General features: G+C 64.0%; 20 protein-coding genes. 11 read left to right on the top strand and 9 right to left on the bottom strand.

Translation table 11 applies throughout. The annotated features are described in order from the left end of the window. The first annotated feature begins 275 nt into the window (after positions 1–275). Both NKH70_RS08870 and NKH70_RS08875 read left to right on the top strand, forming a co-directional pair. The gene (locus tag NKH70_RS08870; RefSeq protein WP_352488764.1) at positions 276–1,022 is read left to right on the top strand and encodes a tellurite resistance TerB family protein; all 747 of its coding nucleotides are present in this window, start codon (positions 276–278) and stop codon (positions 1,020–1,022) included. A 223-nt stretch (positions 1,023–1,245) separates the two neighbouring features. Beyond that, entirely contained in the window at positions 1,246–2,001 is a 756-nt protein-coding gene (locus NKH70_RS08875; protein ID WP_352912618.1) for an SDR family oxidoreductase, read from the top strand. A 22-nt stretch (positions 2,002–2,023) separates the two neighbouring features. On the opposite strand, the gene NKH70_RS08880 is transcribed toward NKH70_RS08875, so the two are convergent. Both NKH70_RS08880 and NKH70_RS08885 read right to left on the bottom strand, forming a co-directional pair. After that, positions 2,024–2,404 (bottom strand): YciI family protein, encoded by a 381-nt coding sequence (locus NKH70_RS08880; protein WP_352912617.1) that lies wholly within the window; start codon positions 2,402–2,404, stop codon positions 2,024–2,026. Positions 2,405–2,434: 30 nt separating this feature from the next. Further along, complete coding sequence (locus NKH70_RS08885) at positions 2,435–3,619, bottom strand: pyridoxal phosphate-dependent aminotransferase (RefSeq protein ID WP_352713487.1); 1,185 nt, start codon at positions 3,617–3,619, stop codon at positions 2,435–2,437. Between the two features lie 83 nt (positions 3,620–3,702). Here NKH70_RS08885 and NKH70_RS08890 point away from each other — a divergent pair, with 83 nt between their 5' ends. The 4 genes from NKH70_RS08890 (at position 3,703) to denD (ending at position 6,635) form a co-directional block, all read left to right on the top strand. Further along, complete coding sequence (locus tag NKH70_RS08890) at positions 3,703–4,389, top strand: GNAT family N-acetyltransferase (RefSeq protein WP_352713485.1); 687 nt, start codon at positions 3,703–3,705, stop codon at positions 4,387–4,389. A gap of 14 nt (positions 4,390–4,403) precedes the next feature. Then, positions 4,404–5,387, top strand: coding sequence for a cation diffusion facilitator family transporter (locus NKH70_RS08895; protein ID WP_352713482.1), 984 nt, complete (start codon positions 4,404–4,406; stop codon positions 5,385–5,387). Between the two features lie 62 nt (positions 5,388–5,449). Continuing rightward, positions 5,450–5,656 (top strand): hypothetical protein, encoded by a 207-nt coding sequence (locus tag NKH70_RS08900; protein ID WP_031211377.1) that lies wholly within the window; start codon positions 5,450–5,452, stop codon positions 5,654–5,656. 1 nt (position 5,657) lies between these two features. Beyond that, complete coding sequence (gene denD / locus NKH70_RS08905) at positions 5,658–6,635, top strand: D-erythronate dehydrogenase (RefSeq protein ID WP_352912616.1); 978 nt, start codon at positions 5,658–5,660, stop codon at positions 6,633–6,635. A gap of 25 nt (positions 6,636–6,660) precedes the next feature. Here the strand turns inward: denD and NKH70_RS08910 are convergent, their stop codons facing one another. The 4 genes from NKH70_RS08910 to NKH70_RS08925 form a co-directional block, all read right to left on the bottom strand. Then, entirely contained in the window at positions 6,661–7,767 is a 1,107-nt protein-coding gene (locus NKH70_RS08910; protein ID WP_502908333.1) for a nickel/cobalt transporter, read from the bottom strand. A gap of 5 nt (positions 7,768–7,772) precedes the next feature. Continuing rightward, positions 7,773–8,441, bottom strand: a complete 669-nt coding sequence (locus tag NKH70_RS08915) for a DUF1007 family protein (RefSeq protein WP_352713476.1) — start codon at positions 8,439–8,441, stop codon at positions 7,773–7,775. An 86-nt stretch (positions 8,442–8,527) separates the two neighbouring features. After that, positions 8,528–9,427 carry a LysR family transcriptional regulator gene (locus NKH70_RS08920; protein ID WP_352713474.1) on the bottom strand — a complete coding sequence of 300 codons (900 nt, stop codon included), beginning with the start codon at positions 9,425–9,427 and terminating at the stop codon, positions 8,528–8,530. 1 nt (position 9,428) lies between these two features. Next, positions 9,429–10,628, bottom strand: coding sequence for an amidase (locus NKH70_RS08925; protein ID WP_352912614.1), 1,200 nt, complete (start codon positions 10,626–10,628; stop codon positions 9,429–9,431). A gap of 563 nt (positions 10,629–11,191) precedes the next feature. On the opposite strand from NKH70_RS08925, the gene odc2 reads away from it, so the two are divergent. Further along, positions 11,192–12,325: an ornithine/lysine decarboxylase gene (gene odc2 / locus NKH70_RS08930; protein ID WP_352576081.1), complete on the top strand. Its 1,134-nt coding sequence runs from the start codon at positions 11,192–11,194 to the stop codon at positions 12,323–12,325. 265 nt (positions 12,326–12,590) lie between these two features. Beyond that, positions 12,591–13,154: a GNAT family N-acetyltransferase gene (locus tag NKH70_RS08935; RefSeq protein WP_502908334.1), complete on the top strand. Its 564-nt coding sequence runs from the start codon at positions 12,591–12,593 to the stop codon at positions 13,152–13,154. A 50-nt stretch (positions 13,155–13,204) separates the two neighbouring features. Here the strand turns inward: NKH70_RS08935 and NKH70_RS08940 are convergent, their stop codons facing one another. Next, positions 13,205–13,489 carry an SCP2 sterol-binding domain-containing protein gene (locus NKH70_RS08940; protein ID WP_352664381.1) on the bottom strand — a complete coding sequence of 95 codons (285 nt, stop codon included), beginning with the start codon at positions 13,487–13,489 and terminating at the stop codon, positions 13,205–13,207. A gap of 262 nt (positions 13,490–13,751) precedes the next feature. On the opposite strand from NKH70_RS08940, the gene NKH70_RS08945 reads away from it, so the two are divergent. The 3 genes from NKH70_RS08945 to NKH70_RS08955 all read left to right on the top strand — a co-directional run bounded on the left by NKH70_RS08945 (position 13,752) and on the right by NKH70_RS08955 (position 17,227). Continuing rightward, complete coding sequence (locus NKH70_RS08945) at positions 13,752–15,533, top strand: chloride channel protein (RefSeq protein WP_353025118.1); 1,782 nt, start codon at positions 13,752–13,754, stop codon at positions 15,531–15,533. A gap of 256 nt (positions 15,534–15,789) precedes the next feature. Next, positions 15,790–16,902: a TauD/TfdA family dioxygenase gene (locus tag NKH70_RS08950; protein ID WP_352713461.1), complete on the top strand. Its 1,113-nt coding sequence runs from the start codon at positions 15,790–15,792 to the stop codon at positions 16,900–16,902. Between the two features lie 184 nt (positions 16,903–17,086). Then, on the top strand, positions 17,087–17,227 hold the full coding sequence (locus NKH70_RS08955) for a hypothetical protein (RefSeq protein WP_292665242.1): 141 nt from the start codon (positions 17,087–17,089) through the stop codon (positions 17,225–17,227). Between the two features lie 233 nt (positions 17,228–17,460). Here NKH70_RS08955 and NKH70_RS08960 read toward each other — a convergent pair whose 3' ends face one another. After that, complete coding sequence (locus NKH70_RS08960) at positions 17,461–20,664, bottom strand: efflux RND transporter permease subunit (RefSeq protein WP_352713458.1); 3,204 nt, start codon at positions 20,662–20,664, stop codon at positions 17,461–17,463. Beyond that, on the bottom strand, positions 20,661–21,791 hold the full coding sequence (locus tag NKH70_RS08965; protein ID WP_353025138.1) for an efflux RND transporter periplasmic adaptor subunit: 1,131 nt from the start codon (positions 21,789–21,791) through the stop codon (positions 20,661–20,663). Before NKH70_RS08965 ends, NKH70_RS08960 begins: the two co-directional genes overlap by 4 nt. Between the last annotated feature and the right edge of the window lie 58 nt (positions 21,792–21,849).

The raw sequence follows: 21,849 nt of genomic DNA on the forward strand, positions 1-21,849 counted from the left end.
AGGCTCCTCTCAAGCGACATGCCGCGACATTAGTCGAAGTCGGGGGCGGTTTCGACACGTCCAATGTCCAGAGCGCCGCGTGTTTTTTTGGGCGCGGAAGGAGGCTGCAGCACTGTGATTTCCGCGTGAAATCCCAGCAGATGCCGGTGCGAGGTCATGCGTGGCAGCGGGCAAAAGGATGTACGCCGTCATTGTAATGTCAAACTGCGGGACCTAGGTCTTCGACGTGCAAACCTGCCCGCGCACCTTCGGCCGGGCCAATTCTGGAGGCATAGATGTTCGATCCCAAGAAGCTCCTCGACGATCTGCTCGGCTCGCAGGTTCCCGGTACCGGATCGACTGTCCGCGACAAGGCCGGGCAGGCGGTGCAGATGGCCAAGGACAATCCGCTTGCCGCCGGTGCGCTGGCCGCGGTGCTGCTCGGAACCGGCCCGGGCCGTCAGGTTACCGGTGCGGCGGTGAAGCTTGGTGGGTTGGCTGCGATCGGCGGCCTCGCCTACAAGGCCTACCAGAACTACAAGAACGGCAACGCGCCAGCCGAGACACAAGCTGCCGGCGAACCGGAATTGCTGCCGCCGCCGGCTGATACCGCCTTCCATCCGTCGCAAGCGCCGCAGGGCGAAGACGAATTCACGCTGACGCTGGTCAGGGCGATGATCTCGGCGGCGAAGGCCGACGGCCACGTCGATGACGAAGAGCGGCAGAAGATCGCCGGCAAGCTCAGCCTCGCCGGCGTCGGCGCCGAAGCGGAGAAATTCCTGATGTCGGAACTGGAGGCACCGCTCGATCTGGATGTGCTGATCGCCGGCGCCAAGACCGATGCGCAAAAGCTGGAACTCTACACCGCCTCGCGTCTTGCCATCGATCCGGACACGCGGGCCGAACGCGGCTATCTCGACCTGCTTGCCGGCCGTCTCGGCCTGCCGGACGCGCTGGTCGATCATGTCGAGGCGACGGTGACGGCGGCGAAGGTGCCGGCAGCGGGCAGCACGGCCAAGCCGGTCGCAGGCTCGCGCTGGTAGCTTGAAGGTTGGGCGGCGGAGACCCGGTGCGCCATTGGCGTTAGCTTCTCGTTAATCCGGTGAGCGCATGATTCAGGCAGTCGGATCGGCTTTCCTCCTCCCAAGCCCGGTTCGGATCAGGGGCGGTCGCCAATGGCCGCCCTTTTTGTGAGCACAGGCTTTGGGCCGGCTTGCCATGGTTCCCGTCATTTGCGATGGCTCATCCCTTTCAGGGAGTACAGCCATGACCGACTATAAAACCGCCATCGTCACCGGCGCCGGCACGGGCATCGGCAAGAGCGTCGCCACGGCGCTGCTCAAGACCGGCTGGAACACGGTCTTCTGCGGCCGCCGCAAGCCGGTGCTGGAGGAGGCGATTGCCGCCGCCGGGCCGACGCAGGCCAAGGCATTGGCCTTCGCCTGCGACATCAGCAAGGCCGATCAGGTCGACGATCTGTTCGAGACGGTGGCTGCGGCTTTCGGGCGCGTCGACCTGCTCTTCAACAATGCCGGCACGAGCTACAAATCGACATTGATCGACGATATCCCGGTCGAGGTGTGGAACGACATCGTCGGGGTCAATCTCACCGGCTCGTTTCTGTGTGCTCGCGCCGCCTTCGGCGCCATGCGCAGGCAGCAGCCGATGGGCGGCCGCATCATCAACAACGGCTCGGTATCGGCCTATGCGCCACGGCCGGGCTCGGTGCCCTATACGGCGACCAAGCACGCCATCATCGGACTGACCAAGACGCTGGCGCTGGACGGCAGGCCCTTCGACATTGCTTGCGGTCAGATCGACATCGGCAACGCACTGACCGACATGGCGCAAGCGATGACGGTCGGCGTGCCGCAAGCCAACGGCACCATTGCCGCCGAAGCGGTGATGGATGTCGAGCGCGTCGCCGACGCCGTCCTCCATATGGCCAGCCTGCCGCTCGACGCCAACGTGCTGTTCATGACCGTGATGGCGACCAAGATGCCGTTTGTCGGGCGAGGCTAAATTAGTCTCACCCGGTCCTAAATCAGGGTCGCGTGACCGGAAGCGGCACGCCGGGAAGATAGAGCGAAATCGGACGGATTTCGTAGACCGCGGTCGGATTGACGCGGCGAAGGTCGCGCGCAATGTCGACAGCGGCGTCACGGTTGGCGCAGTCGACGACATAGAGCCCCAGCAATTGTTCCTTGGTCTCGGCGAAGGGTCCGTCGACAACCATTCCGGTGCCTGGCCCGCGCAAGGTACAGGCGTCTTGTGTCGCGCCGAGCCGCGCCGCCGGCCCAAGGGTGCCTTGCCGGTACAGCCGATCGTTGATCTGGAGAAGATCGGTCATCAGCGCCGCATCCTGCTCCGGCGTCAGCGCCGTGATCGCTTCTTCCTCGTGATAGGCAAGAATGGCATAGAACATCTGGCGTCTCCTTGCGTCGGTCGTGCGTCCTCACTTCGCCAGGAACGCCTCGATCCGCTCCAGCGCGCGCAGGATGTTCTCCTCGGAATTGGCGTAGGACAGCCTGACATAGCCTTCGCCGAGAATGCCGAAATCGGGGCCGCCGATTAGCGCCACGCCGGCATCCTCGAGCAGCGCCGAGGCGAGCTTCTTGGCCTTCCAGCCGGTTTTTGAAACATTGGGGAAGGCATAGAAAGCACCTTTCGGCGTGATGCAGGAAACGCCGGGCAAGGCATTCAACCCCTCGACCACGACCTTCCTGCGGCGGTCGAAGGCGCGCATCATCCTGTCGACGTCGTCCTGCGGGCCGTCGATGGCGGCTATGCCGGCATACTGGCTCGGCGCGTTGACGCAGGACCAGCAATTGACCGCCAGCTTGCGCACCTTGTCGTAGAGATGCGCGCCCTTGTCGCCGTTCGGCCAGATCGACCAGCCCATGCGCCAGCCGGTCATCGCCCAGGTCTTCGACCAGCCGTTGAGGACGATCAGCCGGTCACGGATCTCGGGGAAGGCGAGCAGCGAACAATGTGTCTCGCCGTCATAGGTCATCACGTCGTAGATCTCGTCGGAGAGGATGGCCACGTCCGGGTGCGCTTCCAGCCCTTTGACCAGCTTCTCGATCTCGGTTCGCGGCGTGACGCCGCCGGTCGGATTGGCGGGCGAGTTGAGGATCAGCAGCCTGGTCCTCGGGGTGATCAGCGCCAAGGTCTCCGCAGCCGAAAAGGCAAAGCCGTTCTCCTCGCGCATCGGCACCGGGATGGGGGCAGCGCCAGTGAACTCGATCATCGAGCGGTAGATCGGAAAGCCGGGATCGGGATAGAGAATTTCAGCACCCGGCTCGCCGAACATCAGGATGGCCGCGAACATGGTCGGCTTGCCGCCGGGCAGGATCATCACCGCTTCGGGCGAGACTTCGACGCCGGTAGTGGCCAGCGTGCGGCGTACCACCGCTTCGCGCGTCGCCAGCAGGCCGTTGGCCGGCGTATAGCCGTGATGGCCGTCGCGTAGCGCCTTGATCGCGGCCTCGACGATATGCTGCGGCGTCTTGAAGTCGGGCTGGCCGATGCCGAGATTGACGATGTCGCGGCCCTGATGGGCAAGTGCAGTGGCACGCGCCAGCACCGCGAACGCATTTTCCTCGCCGAGGCGGTCGAAGGCCGAAATCGTGTGGAGCATTTTTCCCGTCCGTGTGGTTCTTTCAGCGAGCGTGCGTTTTTGTGAGCGTCCGCCCGCAAAAGTCAAACGGATTGGAGTTTTCGGTGTCGGAAAATCTCGAGAATTGGCAACCGCGCCCGCGGCCTGGACGCAAGGTGCTGGAAGGGCGCACTGTCAGGCTGGAGCCGCTCAACGCCGAAAAGCACGGCGACGGCCTGTTCGAGGCCTCGTCGGTGGCCGATGCCGGCGATCGCTTCGCCTGGCTGTTCGACTACCCGCCCCAGACCCGCGCCGATTTCCAGCCGTGGCTGGACAAGGTCGAAGCCAGCGAGGACCCGCTGTTCTTTACCGTCATTGACAAGGCCAGCGGCAAGGTCGCCGGGCGCCAGACGCTGATGCGCATCGACGCCACCTACGGCGTCATCGAGATCGGCAACATCTATTGGGGCCCGCTGATCTCGCGAAAGCCGGCGGCGACGGAAGCGCAGTTCCTGTTCATGAAGTACGTCTTCGACGAGCTTGGCTACCGCCGTTACGAATGGAAATGCAACAATCGCAACGAGCCGTCGAAGCGCGCGGCGGAACGTTTCGGCTTCAAGTTCGAGGGCATTTTCCGTCAACATCTTGTGGTCAAGGGCGAAAACCGCGATACCGCGTGGTATTCGATCATCGACAAGGAGTGGCCTGATCTGCGCAGAGCCTATGAGGCGTGGCTCGATCCGGCCAATTTCGACGGCGATGGCCAGCAGAGGCGGCGGCTCGAGGATATTCGCGCCGAGTTCGGCGCCTAGCAAGGGCTCATAGAATGGCGCATATCCACGACCACGCTTCGCAAGGGCATGACGACAGCCATGGCGCAGGTCATGTGCACGGCTCGACCGACAAGAAGCGCGTGCTGATCGCTGCTTGCCTGACCGCCGGCTTCATGGTTGCGGAGACGCTGGGCGCCATCTTCACCGGCTCACTGGCGCTGCTGGCGGATGCCGGCCATATGCTTGCCGATTGCGTCGCGCTCGGCCTTGCCTGGTATGCCTTTCATCTTGCGAGCCGGCCGGCGACCGTGCGCCTCACCTACGGCTTCGGCCGGGTCAAGACGCTGGTCGCCTACACCAACGGCATCGCCATCTTCGCAATCGCGCTGTGGATCGTCTACGAGGCTTGGGGCCGCTTGCAAGCGCCGGTTCCGGTGCTCGGCGGGCCGATGCTGGTCGTGGCGATCGCCGGCCTGCTGGTCAATCTCGGCTCGTTCTACGTGCTGCATGGCGGCGACCGCGGCAGCCTGAACATGCGCGGTGCCATGCTGCACGTACTCGGCGACCTGCTCGGCTCGGCGGCGGCGATCGTCGCGGCGCTGGTGATCCTGGCGACGGGCTGGACGCCCATCGATCCGATTCTGTCGATCCTGGTCTCGCTGCTGATCCTGTCCACGGCCTGGTCGCTGATGCGCGAGGCTGCCCACGTCCTGCTCGAGGGCGTGCCTGCGAGCCTCGACCGCGACCTGATCGCGAGGGACATCGAAGGCTCGGTCAAGGGCGTGCGCGAGGTGCATCACATGCATGTCTGGTCGCTCGACGGCTCCAGCAACATGGCGACATTGCATGCCTGCCTCAATGACGGCGTCGATGCGCATATGGCGGTCAGCGCGATCAAGAAGCGGCTTGCGGCGGAACATGGCATAGCCCATGCCACGGTCGAACCGGAATTCGGCCAATGTGCCGATAGCCATGAGCATGATGACGAGCACGAGCATGCGCATGATACGGCACAACACCGTGGCCACTATCACTGACTTCGGGAGTTCTGGGCATTGGCAACGATCGACATGAACTCCCGCTACTCTCGGGCCGCATAATGGACCGCGACACCCGCAATGCGGCGATCGGCGCCGCCTGGATTTTGCTGCTGTTCGGCATCGCTGCTTATTATCTTCCAACCGTGATGCTGGCTGTCGGCAAGGTCTCGACGGTGCTTGCCGGCGTCGTCGCCGCGATCTTCATGGTGGCAATCTTCGTCGTGTTCTGGCTGCGTAGCCGCAGCCAGCGCAAAAAGGGAAAGTGACATGCGCATTCTGATTACCGGCGCGGCAGGCATGGTCGGCCGCAAGCTCATCGCCAGGCTGGCCAAGGACGGGACGCTCGGCGGCCGCAAGATCGCCGCGCTCGACCTTCACGACATCGTGCCGCCGCAGGCGCCGGTCCTCGAAGGCGTCAGCATCAGCGTCCACACCAGCGACCTCGCAGCGCCCGGGGCGACGGCAAATCTGGTCGCGCCGCGCCCTGACGTGATCTTCCATCTCGCCGGCGTGGTGTCGGGTGAGGCGGAGGCCAATTTCGATCTCGGCTACCGCGTCAATCTCGACGGCACAAGGGCGCTGTTCGATGCCATCCGCTTAGCCGCCTATACGCCACGCGTCGTCTTCACCTCGTCGATCGCCGTGTTCGGAGCACCGTTTCCCGACATCATTCCGGACGAGTTCCACCCGACGCCCTTGACCTCATACGGCACGCAGAAGCTGATCGGCGAGGCGCTGCTTGCCGACTATACGCGCCGCGGTTTCTTCGACGGCATCGGCATCAGGCTGCCGACCATCTGCGTCAGGCCGGGAAAGCCGAACAAGGCGGCCTCAGGGTTCTTCTCCGGCATCATCCGCGAACCGCTGAGCGGCCATGAAGCCATCCTGCCGGTGCCGCGCTCGGTCGTCCACACACACGCCAGCCCGCGTTCGGCGGTGAATTTCCTGATCCATGCGGCTCAGATCGACGGTGCCGCCGTCGGCCCGCGCCGCAACCTGACGATGCCGGGCGTCGCCGTCAGTGTCGGCGAGCAGATCGAAGCGCTGGAACGCGTCGCCGGCGCCAAGGCGGTGAAACCGATCCGCGAGGCGCCCGACGAGACGATCTGGGCGATCGTCAAGGGCTGGCCGACACGCTTCGAGGCGCGGCGCTCGAGGGAGCTTGGCTTTGCCGCTGAAACGAGCTTCGACGACATCATCCGCGTCCATATCGAGGATGAGTTGGGTGGCAAGATCCCTAGTTAACGCGCCCTGATCGGACGCAACGAGGTCAGGCGCCAGTCAGGCTGGCCGAAAGCAGCAGCAGGCCGAACAGGAAGACGAAGGCGGCGCCGCCAATCTCGACGAAGGAGTGGATGCGGTTGCCCATGCGGCCGTCGCCGGCGAAATACACCGCCCAGTTCTTGGCGGTCACCGCAAGCGTCGCCAGGGCCGAGACGGTGATTGCGGTGCCGAGCGCCATGGCCAGCACCGACAGGATGCCGCCGAACCACAGCCCATTCAGCAAGGCGAAGCTCAGCACGATCAGTGCGCCGGAACAGGGGCGGATACCGACGGCAGCCACCGCCGACCAGGCCGTGCGCCAATCGAAGCGATCGCCGGAAAGCAGCGCCGGGTCGGGCGCGTGCGAATGCCCGCAGGTCTCGCAGACCTCGCCCGCGGCATGGCTGTGGTGACCGTGTGCGGCATGGGCGTGGTGGTGGTCGTGGGCATGAAGCGCATGGGAATGTGCCGCATGGGCATGCGCGGAATGTGAATGGCCGGCATGTGAATGGCCGGCGTGGGCAGCCGAGAGGCTGTAGCCGGGATTTGCCCCGAACAGGCGAAGGATTGCCGGGCCGGCCTTGCGCCACAGCAGCCAGGCGCCGAACAGAGTGACGAAGACATAGCTCATGATTTCGAGGAACCATGCCGCGTCGGTCATCGAGACAGAAGTGCCGCGCAGCACGAAATAGGCCACCAGCATCACCACGATCGCGGTCAGCGCCTGCAGCAGGGCCGAGACGAAGGACAACATGATACCGCGCCGGAGCGCCACTTCATTGGCCACCATGTAGGACGAGATCACCGCCTTGCCGTGACCGGGGCCGGCGGCGTGGAAAATGCCATAGGCAAAGGACAGGCCGATGAGCAGCCACAACTTGCTGCCGTCCTGGCGCATCGCCTTCATCGCGCCGGCAAGCGCATGATAGAATTCCTGCTGGCGCAGATTGATCCACATCAGGATGTGGGCGAACGGGCCGGTGGCGGTTGGAGCCATGCCGTCATTGGTGCCGATGCCGAGTGAGCTCTGGGCGTGGGCGGAGCCGAGAAAGTGCGTCATCACAAAGGCGACGGCCAGAAGACCGAATGCCAAACGCAGGGACGGTTTGGTCACTGGATCTATCCTTCCGGCTGACAGGTCAGTTCAAGCTTGGTGGCAAAGATCTTGCTCATGTCGGTGCCTGTCGGATCGTTGAAGAACGCGTCGGTCAGGGTCTTCTGGTTCTGGGCGATCGCCTCATCCGGATTCGGGCGGACAACCTTGCTGGTGCAGGTCGGCGGCAATCCATCGACCTGCAGATGGGCATCCTCGGTGAAATCGATGGCGGTGTAGAAGGTCGGGTCGTAGACGCCGATATCTATCTTGCCGCTCAGTTTGATCGGCACCTTCGGTTCGGATTCAAACAGGATGATCAACTGGTCATTGTCGAAATTGGCCATCAAATGCGGCGGCGGGGTCATTGCCACGTCCTTGCCGTCGACGGTGACGAGCTGGAAATAGTTGAATTCGGCAAGCGAGGCATGGACGGTGTCGGCAACATCCTTCAACTCCTTGTCGTCGAGTTTCAGGTCGGAATTCTTGTCGAACTCCATCATCACTGTGCTCGAAAACAAATCGTCGAAGCGCCAGACATGGCGCAATGCCTTCACAGTTTGGTGATCCGGGCTAAGGACCACTTCGAGGCGGGCCTCGGCAAAGACGTGGGGATGCACCTCAGCCGGTCCGACGGCGGCAAACGTCGCGGTCAAGGCCGAAGCCAGCATCATTGCTTGCTGTTTCAGGTGCATTCTCGGTCGCGATTCAATCGGCTTCGGTGAATTGCCGACAGTTACCAGAAAGCGGGCGAAAATGGGACCGCAACGCGGCTGAAAGCTCATGCGTTGTCCAGCGTCTTGAACCACTGCACCAGGAAGTCGACGAAAACGCGAACCTTTGCAGGCAGATAGCGCCGGTGCGGATAGACGGCGAAGATGCCGCCGCCGGGCAGGATGCGGTCATCCAGCGCAGTCACCAGCCTGCCGTTTTCAATGTCGGGCGCGGCGATGAAATCCGGCAGGATGGAAAATCCCAATCCAGCCACGGCAGCGGCCCTTGCCGCCATCGGGCTGTTGACCTCGATCGGGCCGGAAACCGAAACGCTCACCGTATCGCCGCTGTCGCCCTTGAACGGCCAGTTGGTGAGCCAGCGGCCATTGGTGTCGATGATGCAAGGCACGCGGGCAAGGTCTTGCGCCCTGACCGGCATGCCGTGCTTGGCGATCAGTTCGGGAGACGCGCAAAGCCGTACCGAAAATGGCGCCAGACGCCTGGCGATCAGCGAGGAATTTTCCAGCCGCGAAATGCGCACCGCCAGATCGAAACCCTCCTCGACCAGATCGACGAAACGGTCGTCGAGATGGATGTCGAGGACGATATCGGGGTGCTGCTTGGCGAAGTCGATCAGCGACTGGCCGATCGGCGCGTCGGCAAAGGTACGTGGCGCCGACAGCTTGATCCTGCCGCGCACGTCGCCGGAGGATTCACGCACGGCATCGGCCAGGCTGTCGACCTCGCGCACGATCTCCGAGGCGCGCCGGTAATAGGTGTGGCCGGCCTCGGTCAGGGAGAACTGCCTGGTCGTCCGATTGAGCAGCAGCGCGCCGAGCTCGTCCTCCAACTCGCGCACATATTTCGACAATAGCGCCTTCGAGCGGCCGATCTTGCGCGCCGCCGCCGAAAAGCCTTCGGCCTCGACCACGTCGATGAAGGCGCGCATGCGGGTCAGCGTATCCATGTCATGCGCCTCCTTGGTGGGCTGAAAGGATGCGGGCGGCCAGCGCAATCAACTGCCGGTCGCTGTTCTTCGGGCCGAGCAGCGAAAGACCGAACGGCGCCCCGCCGGTCTTGCCGAGCGGCAGCGTGATTTGCGGAAAACCGGACAGGCCGGAAAGGCATAGCAGTCTCAGCGCGCGCTCGCGATAGGTCTGCAAATCGTCGAATGATGCGGCCTTAAGCGGCGCGGCACCCGGAACAGTCGGAAGCACAAGAACGCCGTCATCGCCAAGCAGGCCGGCAAGCTCGAGTCGAAACGAAACGCGACGTTCCGTTTCGCGATGCGCGGTTGCCACGTCGATTGTCGCGCCGTGCTCGAAACGCTCCTTGACCCCGGGTCCCAGCATGCGGTCGCCGCCGGCGATCCAGGCGCCGTGATTTTGCCAGGCTTCATAGCCCTGCAGCTTGCGGAAGCACCAATAGAGATCGTCGGTCGAATGCGACAGCGGGCCGACGCTGCGCGGCGCGCCCAGCACCGACGAGACACTGCGGAGCATGGCGCGATATTCGTCGGCCTCGTGCGGGCCGAGCACAAGGCCGTCCAGCGCAGCGAGGGTGACGGGGCGTGCCAGTTCGTGGGAATGCGGATCATCGCCGAGCAGCACCGTGCCGACCTTTTCGTAGATGACGATGTCGCTTGCGAACCAGCCGAACGTGTCCAGCGAAGGGGCCAGCGGCATGGTGCCGTCGAGCGGGATGCGGCCATGCGTCGTCCTGAGGCCGACCAGGCCGCAGAAGCTTGCCGGCGCACGGATCGAGCCGCCGGTGTCGGAGCCGGTGGCGATATCGGCAAGCCCGCCGGCAACCGCCGCGGCAGAACCCGAGGATGAGCCGCCGGTGACCCGGTCGGGCGCCGCCGGATTGACCGGCGACGGGAAATGCGCGTTCAGCCCCAGCAGGGAAAACGCCAGCTCATCGGTCTGCGTCTTGCCGACGAAGCGCGCGCCCGAATCAAGCAGCGCCTGGACGGCCGGCGCGGTCGCCATGGCCGGCGAAGCCTCCCGGTATCTCTGCGGATTGCCGCAGCCGGTGCGGTAGCCGGCGACGTCGAAGATATCCTTGACGGCAAGCCGCAAGCCGGCAAGCGGGCCGGATTTCGTATCGGCTACAGGGGTTTGATCAAGGTCGAGCAAAGCGTTCAGCGGGCCACGAGTGCCTGTCATGCGTTCGATATCCGGATGTGCTTGCCGCAGCATTGTTCTTCTGGTTGCCGCAGCATTGTTCGATGCCACAAATTTTACAACCTGCCATACGATTTTTATTGATTGTGAAATCTTTCGATCTTATATCGCGCTTGCCCAAAGTCGCACGTGCCTGTGGGTGTCCGCCGATCCTCGAATGGTGAGGGCAATCGGTAAGGTAACTGGAGCCAACCCCTCCAGTCGGTTTAGCGGCCAACCGCCAACCGAGGACACCTTGAAGCAACGACGGTGCGGGCCTTTCTGGTGTTCTGCCGGTCGTCCAAAGACCGGGGTTACTGAAGAGGCACACCTTCATTGCCGGCAGTGCGGACGGGTCTCCCATCCAAGCCAAGGCAGACAAAGCGAACCGAGGCCGGGCAAGGCCAAGGTTCACCGCCGCGAGACGGCGCTTCATGGTTCCGGGGTCTCCACCGGCTGGTTCCATGGATTTCCGTCCCGCCTTTGTCCACCGCGTGTTCGCGAGGCCGAGAGCCCGCGTCCGCAAGCCTTTGTGCGCGCCGAAAGGCGCTGATGGAGAGACCCCGATGGCTACCCAGCGCATCCTTGACTTTCTCGCCACCCGACGTCCGAACGGCCCGTGCCTTGTCGTCGACCTCGATGTCGTGCGCGACAATTTCCGCGCCTTCGAGAAGGCGCTTCCCGATTCCAAGATCTACTATGCGGTGAAAGCAAACCCGGCGCCGGAAATCCTGCGCCTGCTTGCTGCGATGGGCTCGTCCTTCGACACCGCTTCCGTTGCCGAAGTCGAGATGGCGATGGACGCCGGTGCGCCAGCGGACCGCATCTCCTTCGGCAACACCATCAAGAAGGAGCGCGACATCCAGCGTGCCTACCAGCTCGGCATCAAGCTGTTTGCGGTGGACTGCGTCGAGGAGGTCGAGAAGATCGCCCGCGTCGCTCCCGGCGCTCGCGTGTTCTGCCGCGTCCTGACCGACGGCGAGGGCGCCGAATGGCCGCTGTCGCGCAAGTTCGGCTGTGTGCCGGCGATGGCGGTCGACGTGCTGCGCCATGCCAAGGCGCTCGGCCTCGACGCCTATGGCGTGTCGTTCCATGTCGGCTCGCAGCAGACCGACCTGACCGCCTGGGACCGCGCGCTCGCCGACGCCAAGAAGGTGTTCGCGACGCTGGCCGACGAAGGCATCGTGCTGAAGATGGTCAATATGGGCGGCGGCTTCCCGACCCGCTATCTCAGGGATGTGCCGGTGGCGCAGGCCTATGGCCAGGCGATCTTCTCGGCGCTCAGGAAGCATTTCGGCAACGCCATCCCCGAGACGATCATCGAGCCGGGCCGCGGCATGGTCGGCAATGCCGGCGTCATCAAGTCGGAGGTCGTGCTGATCTCGAAGAAGGCCGACAACGACAATGTGCGCTGGGTGTTCCTCGACATCGGCAAGTTCGGCGGTCTCGCCGAGACCATGGACGAGGCGATCCGCTATCCGATCGTCACCGCGCATGACGGCAGCGAGACCGCGCCTTGCGTACTCGCCGGCCCGACCTGCGATTCGGCCGACGTGATGTACGAAAAGACGCCGTATCCGCTGCCCTTGTCGCTGACCATCGGCGACGAGGTGCTGATCGAGGGCACCGGCGCCTACACGACGACCTACGCCTCGGTCGCCTTCAACGGCTTCGAGCCTCTCCGATCCTACGTGATCTGACGGTTCGAAAGAACCGGTCAGATCATCCGAGGTGGGCGCCTGTCGCCCGCCCGGGCTCGCCTGTGGAACAATCCGCTCGTGAAGGATCGCGGAAATGGACGTTTTGGATTTCATTGTTGAAGGCGCCGCGGGAATCTCCCCCCTCGAGGGGGAGATGGCCACGAAGTGGCCAGAGGGGGTCGCCGCGCGTGAAGCGCCGACGTTCTTGGCCTACGATAGGGTGTCGCGTCAGGACGTGCCGACCTCCTCTGTCGCCTGTGGCGACATCTCCCCCTCGAGGGGGGAGATTGCCGGCGCTTTTGTCATCACTGCCGAAACCGCCGCCGACGCCGGCGCGCGCGAGGCTTTGCTCGATCGCGCCATGGGGCCGAAGCGCCGGAAAAAGTCGTCGGAAAAGCTGCGGCGCGGCCGCCGGCCTTCGGAGGGCCTGGCCTTTGTCGCGCGCGATGCGTCGGGCACTGTTGCCGGCACCGTGCGGCTGTGGGACGTGGTGCTGGGCGAGGGCGGCAAGGCAGCGCTGCTGCTCGGCCCGCTTGCGGTCGACCCGGCGTTCAAGAATGCAGGCATCGGCTCGGCGCTTATGCGCCATGCGGTCACTGAGGCCGAGCGGCTTGGCCATGCGGCGATCCTGCTGGTCGGCGACGCGCCCTATTACGAGCGCTTCGGGTTTTCGGCCGCAAAGACCGGCTCGCTGGCCATGCCGGGGCCTTACGAGCGGCACCGTCTGCTGGTGCGGGAACTGGTTGTCGGCGCGCTCGACGGCGCGCAAGGCACGCTGAAGGCGGCCGGGCGCAAACTGAAGGCGCAGAGACTGCCGCTCGCTGCCTGATGGTTCGAAACAAGCCGCCGATCGCGGCGGCTTGTTTCGCCTTAACTGGATCAGCCGATCAACTGGCTGAGCGCCATGGCGACTGTCATGTCGCCTTCGACCTTTATCTTGCCGGACATGAAGGCCATGGTCGGGTTGAGATCGCCTGATATCAGCGAGTCCAAATCGTCGAGTGACAGCTTTATGGTGCAATCGGCCGGCGCATCGGTGGTCGAGACATCGGCGCCGTCGATGACGATGACGCCGTCGCTGCCGGTGTCGAATTTCACGGAGCGATCGAACCCGGCACTCGCCACGCGCGACCTGATGTTGTCGGCAATCTCCTGAACGCTCATGGCGGTTCTCCTCGTCTGGTTGCGTTTGTCGCGCGCCGGCGCTCCGACCTGGCCGAAGCCGCTTGCCTGGTTTTACAGCCACGGCCGCCGGCGCATATAGCTTCGGGTTGACGTTTACGTCAACGCAGTTCCCCGAGCCGAAGATGGGCTTTATCGCCGCAGCATCACGCGGGCATGACACCTCGGCGGCCGGCATTGTTGCCATGCGAAGCCGCCGGGCGTATCAGGCACCACTCCCCTTTGATGTCGGCGAGCCGCCCTGGTGCTTTCCAGAAACGAACCGCAAGTCTATGCCCGCCGGTTGCGCGCGGTGCTGATCCGATCGATCCCGCTGCTCGAGGCGCGCGGCATCGCCGTCGTCATTCTGGCGGCTTTGGTCGGGGTGATGGCGGGTGCGCTGGTCACCGGCATGAGCGGACTAGTGCAGGTCCTGCATGGGCTTATGTTCGGCGTTCAGCCCGGCGGTCGGCTTTCAGCGATGTTTTCGCTGCAAAGGCCGGAGCAGGCGCTGATACCGGCGATCGGCGGCATCCTGCTCGGGCTGACGGTGATCTGGCTGAGAAAGCGGAAGTTCCGCACGCCGGTCGATCCGATCGAAGCCAACGCGCTTTATGGCGGCCGCATGTCGCTCACCGACACCTTCATCATCGCCGGGCAGACGATGATCTCGAGCGGCTTCGGCGCTTCGGTCGGGCTCGAGGCCGGCTATACGCAGGTGGGTTCGGGCCTGGCGTCGCGGCTGGCGCGCTTGTTCAGGCTGCGCCGCAACGATGTCCGCATCCTCGTCGGCTGCGGTGCCGCCGGCGCGATCGCCGCCGCCTTCGACGCGCCGCTGACCGGCGCCTTCTACGGTTTCGAGCTGGTCATCGGCATCTATTCGGTCGCCAATGTCGCGCCGGTGATGGCCGCCGCGATCTCGGCCTCGCTGACCGCCGAGGTGTTTGGCGGCGTGCCGTTTCCGCTGGAGCTCGCCGGCCTGCCGCAGCTCACCGTCAGCCAGTATTTGCCGTTCATGCTGCTCGGGCTTCTGGGCGGTGGTGCTTCCATCGCCATCATGCATCTGGTGAGCCTGATCGAGCGCCTCTTTGCCAGGCTGTCGATCGACGCCTCGCTGCGCCCCGCCATCGGCGGCGTGATGGTCGGGCTGCTGGGGCTGGTCACGCCGCAAGTCCTGTCCAGCGGCCATGGCGCGCTGCACCGCGAATTCGCGATGAATTACGGGCTGGCCGTAGTGGCCAGCGTCTTCGTGCTGAAGCTGGCGGCGTCGGCGATCTCGCTCGGCTCCGGCTTCCGTGGCGGCCTGTTCTTTGCCTCGCTGTTCCTCGGCGCGCTGCTCGGCAAGATGTTTGCCGGCGCGATGGCATTCGTCTCGCCGGCGATCGGCATCGATCCCGCCGTCGCCGCCGTCGTCGGCATGACCTCGCTCGCCGTCGGCGTCGTCGGCGGCCCGTTGACGATGACCTTCCTGGCGCTGGAATCGACCCGCGACCTGACGCTGACCGGCGTGGTGCTGGCCGCCTCGCTCATGGCGGCGATCCTGGTGCGCGAAACGTTCGGCTATTCCTTCTCGACATGGCGCTTTCACCTGCGCGGCGAAACCATCCGCAGCGCCCATGACGTCGGCTGGATGCGCAGCCTGACTGTCGGCTCGATGATGCGAAAGGATGTCCGCACCATCGACGCCTCGACGACGCTTGCGGAATTCCGCAAGCAGGTGCCGCTCGGTGCCTCGCAGCGCGTCATCGCGGTCGACGCCGACCTGCATTATCTCGGCGTGCTGATCGTCGCCGAACTGCACAGCCATTTGTCGGATGACGAGATGCCGGTGCTGTCCTTCGCCAAATTCAGAGATGCGGTGCTGGTGCCGAGCATGAACGTGCAGTCGGCGGCCGAGACCTTCCAGCGCGCCGGCGCCGAGGAATTGGCGGTGGTCGAGGATTTCACCGACCGCAAGGTGGTCGGTTTGCTGACCGAAGGCCATCTGATGCGGCGCTATGCCGAAGAACTCGACAAGGCGCGGCGCGATCTGTCGGGCGAGGGGTAGCCGAGAGGGGATGGCGATCCCGCTGCATTTAGCTGGACACCGCCGGCGAATGATCGCTACCATCGCGGTGGCTTTGAACCAGATTTCATCTGGAGCCAGATTCCGCCTGGAGATGGCGTGCTCGAAGAACCGAACAGAAATCCCGGATCCCATCGCTATGGAAAGCCGAGCTTGTGGTGGCCACCACCGTTGGGTTGATGGCCTGCGGGCCTGATCCAACCTGAAAATCAAATTCTGTGTTCAGAGAGACATCATCATGAATACCCTGCTTTCCGTGGAGGCCCGGGAGACCGCGCTTGCCGTGACTTTCGTGTCGGGCGAAACAGTCTGCTATCCCTGGCTTTGGCTAAAGGACAATGCGCCATCGGCGTTTCACCCGCAGACCGAAGAACGAACTTTCGATCTGACCAGCGTAGACCCCTCGCTCAGACCCATCAGCGTGCGGAACAGGGGCAGCGCTGTGGGCATTGTCTGGCAGAACGACCAGGCTGAGGAGGAATTCCCGAGCCAGTTCTTTGAGTCCTACCGTCCCGGCAGAAAGCGGGACGATCCGGCCGACATCGCTCCGAAACTCTGGGACGCCTCGGTCGATCTTGAAACCATACCGCGTCACGCCGCCGGAGACATCTTGCAAAGCGATGACGATCTGCTCGCTTGGCTGAGGGCAACGGCTGCATACGGGCTCTCCATCGTCGATGGGCTTGACGATGATCCCGACGCGGGGCGGCGTGCGGCCGAGCGGATTGGTTTCCTGCGCCAGACAAATTTTGGCGCGATGTTCGAAGTCGTGTCGATGCCGAACCCGAACAATCTGGCCTATACGCCGGTCGCCTTGCCGCTACACACCGATCTCGCCAACCAGGAGGTGCCGCCCGGCTACCAGTTCCTGCATTGTATCGCAAACGACGCTGAGGGTGGTGGATCGATCTTGGCCGACGGGTTTGCGGTCGTCGCCGCGCTACAGGCGGAAGATCCGGAAGCCTACCGCCTGTTGTGCGAGGTCGAGATCCCCTATCGTTTTCACGATGAAAACTACGATTTGCGGGGCAGGTTTCCCGTGATTGTAACTCGACGCAACGGGGAAGTGACGGAGTTGCGGTTCAACGCCCATCTTGTCGATGTCATCGACCTTCCCTCCGAGCTATGCGCGCCCTTTTATGGGGCTTATCGCAAGCTGATGATGATGATCCGCGGGCCGCGTTTCCAGATAGCCTACCGCCTGAAGGCCGGCGAAATGGCGGTCTTCGACAATCGCCGGGTGTTGCATGGCCGCCAATCGTTCAACCCGAACACCGGGCGGCGACATCTGCGCGGATGCTATGTCGATCGTGGTGAGTTCCAGAGCCGGATTCGCGTCCTCTCGCGATAGCGGCATGCACCGAAAGAGCATCGACTTGCCGAAGATCGCATTCGGCAGGGTTCGTTAGTAGGTCAGTCAAGACATAGCCCTTATTAGCCGGAGGCACTTTGGCGCAATCGGCGGTGCTGTCGTTCGCCAATTTGAACGAATCGCTGCTGGTGCCGAACGTGCAATCGGCGGCAGAGACCTTCCAGTGCCGGCGCCGAGGGGATTCGCGGTGGTCGAGGATTTCACAGATCGCAAGGACGTCGGGCTGTTGACCGAAGGTCATCTGATGCGCCGCTATGCCGAAGAACTCGACAAGGCGCGGCGCGATCTGTCGGGCGAAGGGTAGGGCGGGGGAGAGCCAACGTTTGGATACGAGCCCGACGTTGACCTTCGCACACCGAATCCTGAATGGCTGCTTTGCGCCTCATTTCGGTCGTAGAGATCAGCTTCGCCGCGTCCTGAAAGCAGACATCGCAAGCGAGGACTCCGGAGGCCGCGGTTGTCGCGCAGATCGTGGCCGTTACGCGCCGCCGATTTTCTGGAGTGATAAGCCGCGCCCGACGCGGCGAATTCGTTACCCTACTCGGCGGCCGTCTCCGATGGCGCCTCTGCCGGCTCCGAAGGCTCGGCCTCGGCACGGGGCTTGCGCCGTGAAAACAGCGACCTGAGCGTGACGTAGAACACCGGCGTCAGGAACAGGCCGACGAAGGTGACGCCGAGCATGCCGGAGAACACCGCGGTGCCGAGCGACTGGCGCATTTCTGCGCCCGGGCCAGTTGCGATCACCAGCGGCACGACGCCGAGGATGAACGAGAAAGCGGTCATCAGGATCGGCCGCAGCCTGAGCCGGCAGGCTTCGACGGCAGCCTCGGCGGCCGACAGGCCGCGTTCCTGCGCCTGGCGCGCGAATTCGACGATCAGGATCGCGTTCTTGGCGGCAAGCCCGATCAGCACGATGAGGCCGATCTGCACGAGGATGTTGTTGTCCAGCCCTCGGAAAGACACGCCGAGCAACGCCGCGAGCACGCCGAGCGGCACCACCAGCACAATGGCGAACGGCAGCACCCAGCTTTCATATTGCGCCGCCAGCGCCAGGAACACGAACAGCACCGACAGTCCGAAGATATAGACAGCGGCATTGCCGGTGTTGCGCTCCTGATAGGCGAGCTCGGTCCATTCATAGGAGGTACCGGCCGGCAGCGTCTTTGTCGTGATCCCTTCCATCAATGCCAGCGCGTCGCCCGTGGAAACGCCGGGCGCGGCGTTGCCCTGCAGCGGCACCGAGACGTACATGTTGTAGCGCTGGACCAGCGCCGGGCCGGTGACGTCGCGGATCTCGATCAACGTGCCGAGCGGAACCAGCGCGCCGGTCGCCGAGCGCACCTTCAGTTTCAAGATGTCGGCGCGATCGAGGCGGAACGCCTGGTCGGCCTGCGCCCGCACCTGGTAGACGCGCCCGAAAGCGTTGAAGTCGTTGACGTAGGCGGTGCCCAAATTGATCGACAGCGTCTCGAAGATGTTGGGGATCGGCACGTTCAGGATGCGCGCCTTGTCGCGATCGATCGCCAGGAAGAATTGCGGGCTCGACGCGGAGAACGTGGTGAACACGCCCGTCAGCCCCGGCGTCTTGTTGGCCTTGCCGGCGATTTCGTTGGCAAGCGCCAGGATCTGCCGCATGTCGGCGCTGTTGCGCTCCTGGATCTGCAGCTTGAAGCCGCCGGCATTGCCGACGCCGCGGATCGGCGGCGGCGGCAGTGCGATAATGAAGGCTTCCTTGATGCTTTGCAGGCTGCCGAACAGATTGCCGATGACCTGGGTCGCCGACTGGCCGGCTTTCAGTCGCTCGTCAAAGGGCTTGAACCTGGCGAAGATCACGCCCGCGTTGCTGGCGTTGGTGAAGGTCGCGCCGGAGAAGCCGGCGAAGGCGACTGCGTAGTCGACGCCTGGCGTTTTCTGGATGATCTGCGACGCCTGCTGGATGACCGCATCGGTCCTCGACAGCGAGGCGCCGTCCGGCAACTGGACGACGACGATCGCATAGCCCTGGTCGAGCGACGGAATGAAACCGCGCGGCACCGCCTGCACCATGTAGACCGTGGCGTAGATGAGGGCCGCGAAAACGGCCAGCATGGCGGCGATCGTTATCCACGAGCCGACCAGCACGCGGATGATGCTCGAATACCAGTGGGCGACCCTGTCGAAGCCGCGATTGAAGCCGTCGGCGAGCGCGCGTCCGAACCGCGCCAGGAAAAAGCGCGGCGGCGCCGCCGCGGCGTGGTGCGGCTTGAACAGCAGTGCGGCCAGCGCCGGCGAAAGCGTCAGCGAATTGAATGCCGAGATCGCCGTCGACACCGCGATGGTGATCGCAAACTGCAGGTAGAACTGCCCAGAAATGCCGGGGATGAAGGCTGTCGGTACGAACACGGCTATCAGCACCAGCGAGATCGCGATGACCGCCGTTCCGACTTCGTCCATGGTCAGGTGCGACGCCGGATTGGGCGCCAGCCCTCTGGCGATATTGCGCTCGACGTTCTCGACCACGACGATCGCATCGTCGACGACGATGCCGATCGCCAGAACGAGGCCGAACAGCGTCAGCATGTTGAGCGAGAAGCCGGCGGCGTAAAGCACCGCCAGCGTGCCGATCAGCGACACGGGGATCGCCACGATCGGCACGATCGCCATGCGCCACGATTGCAGGAAGACGATGATGACGATGATGACCAGCAGCATCGCCTCGAGGATTGTCTTGTAGACCTCCTGGATCGACTCGGCGACGAACTCGGTCGGATTGTAGACGATGTCGTAGCTCAACCCCTTCGGGAAGTCGCGGGAAAGCTCCTTCATCTTGTCCTGAATCTCCGCGGCTGCGGCGAGCGCATTGGTGCCCGGCCGCTGGAAGATGGCGAGCGCCACCGCCGGTTTGCCGTTGAGATAGGAGTTGGTGACGTAATCCTTGGCGCCGAGCTCGATGCGCGCCACGTCCTGCAGCGAGATCAGGCGGCCGTCGTCGGTCGATTTGACGATCACGTATCGGAAGTCGCGTGCGTCGTTGAAGCGGCCTTGCGTGGTGACCGTGTACTGGAACGCCATGCCAGTGCTGGTCGGCGGCGCGCCGATCGAGCCACCCGACACCTGGACGTTTTGGTCGCGCAACGCCTGCACCACATCGCCCGAGGTCATCCCCAGGGCGGACAGTTTTTCCGGATCGAGCCAGATGCGCAGCGAATATTCGCGTTCGCCGAAGATGATGAGGTCGCCGACGCCGTCGAGTCTGAGCAGTATGTCGCGCACCCGCGAGCGGGCGTAGTTCGAGACGTAAAGCTGGTCGTAGGTATTGTCGGGCGACAGCATGTGCACGACCATCATCAGGTCGGGCGAGCTCTTGGTGGTGGTGATGCCGAGGCGGCGGACTTCTTCGGGCAGGCGCGGCTCGGCGACCGACACGCGGTTCTGCACCAGCACCTGCGCCTGGTCGAGATCGGTGCCCAGCTTGAAGGTGATGGTCAGCGCCATCGCCCCGTCGCCCGACGAATAGGACGACATGTAGAGCATCCCCTCGACGCCGTTGATCTCCTGCTCGATCGGCGTTGCCACCGTCGCTGCAACCGTCTCGGCGTCGGCGCCCGGATACTGCGCGCGAACGACGATGGTCGGCGGCGCGATCTCGGGATATTGCGCGACCGGCAGCTGGGTATAAGCAATCCCGCCGAGGACCAGCAGGACGATCGAAACGACCGATGCGAAGATCGGACGGTCGACGAAGAAATGTGCGAACCTCATTGCTGCAACTCGGCGGTCTCGGCCTTGGGCGGCAATGTCACCATCTCGACCTTCACCTTGGTGCCGGGCCTGGCGTGCATCAGCCCGTTGACGATGATCGTCTCGTCGCCGGTCAGGCCCCCGCGGATCACCCGGTAGCCGTCGAGAAGCGGGCCGGTGCGCACGGGCTTCGCCGACACCATCCCGGCCTCATCCACCAGGAACACGATGCGGCGATCCTGATCGGCGCCGATCGCCTCGTCGGGCACCAGCACGCCGCTATGCGGCAGCGACCCCGGCACGTTGATGCGCCCGAACATGCCTGGCTGGAGAATGCCGTCGGCGTTGGGAAACCTTGCACGCACCCGCATGGTGCCGGTCGCGTTGTCGATCCGGTTCTCGGCAAAATCGAGCTTGCCTTTGAATACCGCCTCCGCGCGGTCGGCGACGCGAACCACCACCTCGAGCCCGCCGGCGCCTTCCTGCATGCTGCCGCCACGCTCCTTCGCGTCGCGGGCGTAGCTGAAATACAGGCGCTCATCGACGTCGAAATAGAAGTCGATCGGATCGCGCGTAACGATGGTCGTCAGCAAGGTGGTATCCGGCTGCACGAGGTTGCCGACCGACACCAGCCGGCGGTCGATGCGGCCGGACAAGGGCGCCTTGATCTCGGTGAATTCCATGTTCAGGCTGGCCGTCGTCAGCGCAGCCGTCGCGCCCTGCATCTGCGCCTGCGCCGAAAGGTATTCCCGCCGGCGGTCGTCGACCGTCGCGGTTGAGATATTGCCGGTCTTGGCGAGTTCGTCGGCGCGATCCAGCTGCATCTTGGAGAATTCGAGCAGACTCTTGGCGACGTCCACTTGCGATTTGGCGGCATCATAAGCCGCCTGGTACGGACGCTGGTCAATGGTGAAGAGCAGGTCGCCCTTGTTGACCAGTGCGCCGTCCTGGAAGCTGACCTTGTCCAGATAGCCGCTGACGCGCGAACGGATGGCGACCTGGTCGACGGATTCGAAGCGCCCGACGAACTCGTCGTCTTCGACGATTTCACGGACCACCGGCTTGGCCGCCGTCACCTCGGGAAGCTGCTGGTCCTGCGCAAACACAGTGCTGCTGAAAGCCATGCCGAGCAGGAATGCCGCCGACATGGCGGCGCGGGCAAGCCAGCCGGCCGATCGACGGGGTCGCCCGCCCGCGTCGCGATGC

The organism is Mesorhizobium sp. M0991 (assembly GCF_040318915.1).
Taxonomy (GTDB): Bacteria; Pseudomonadota; Alphaproteobacteria; order Rhizobiales; family Rhizobiaceae; genus Mesorhizobium.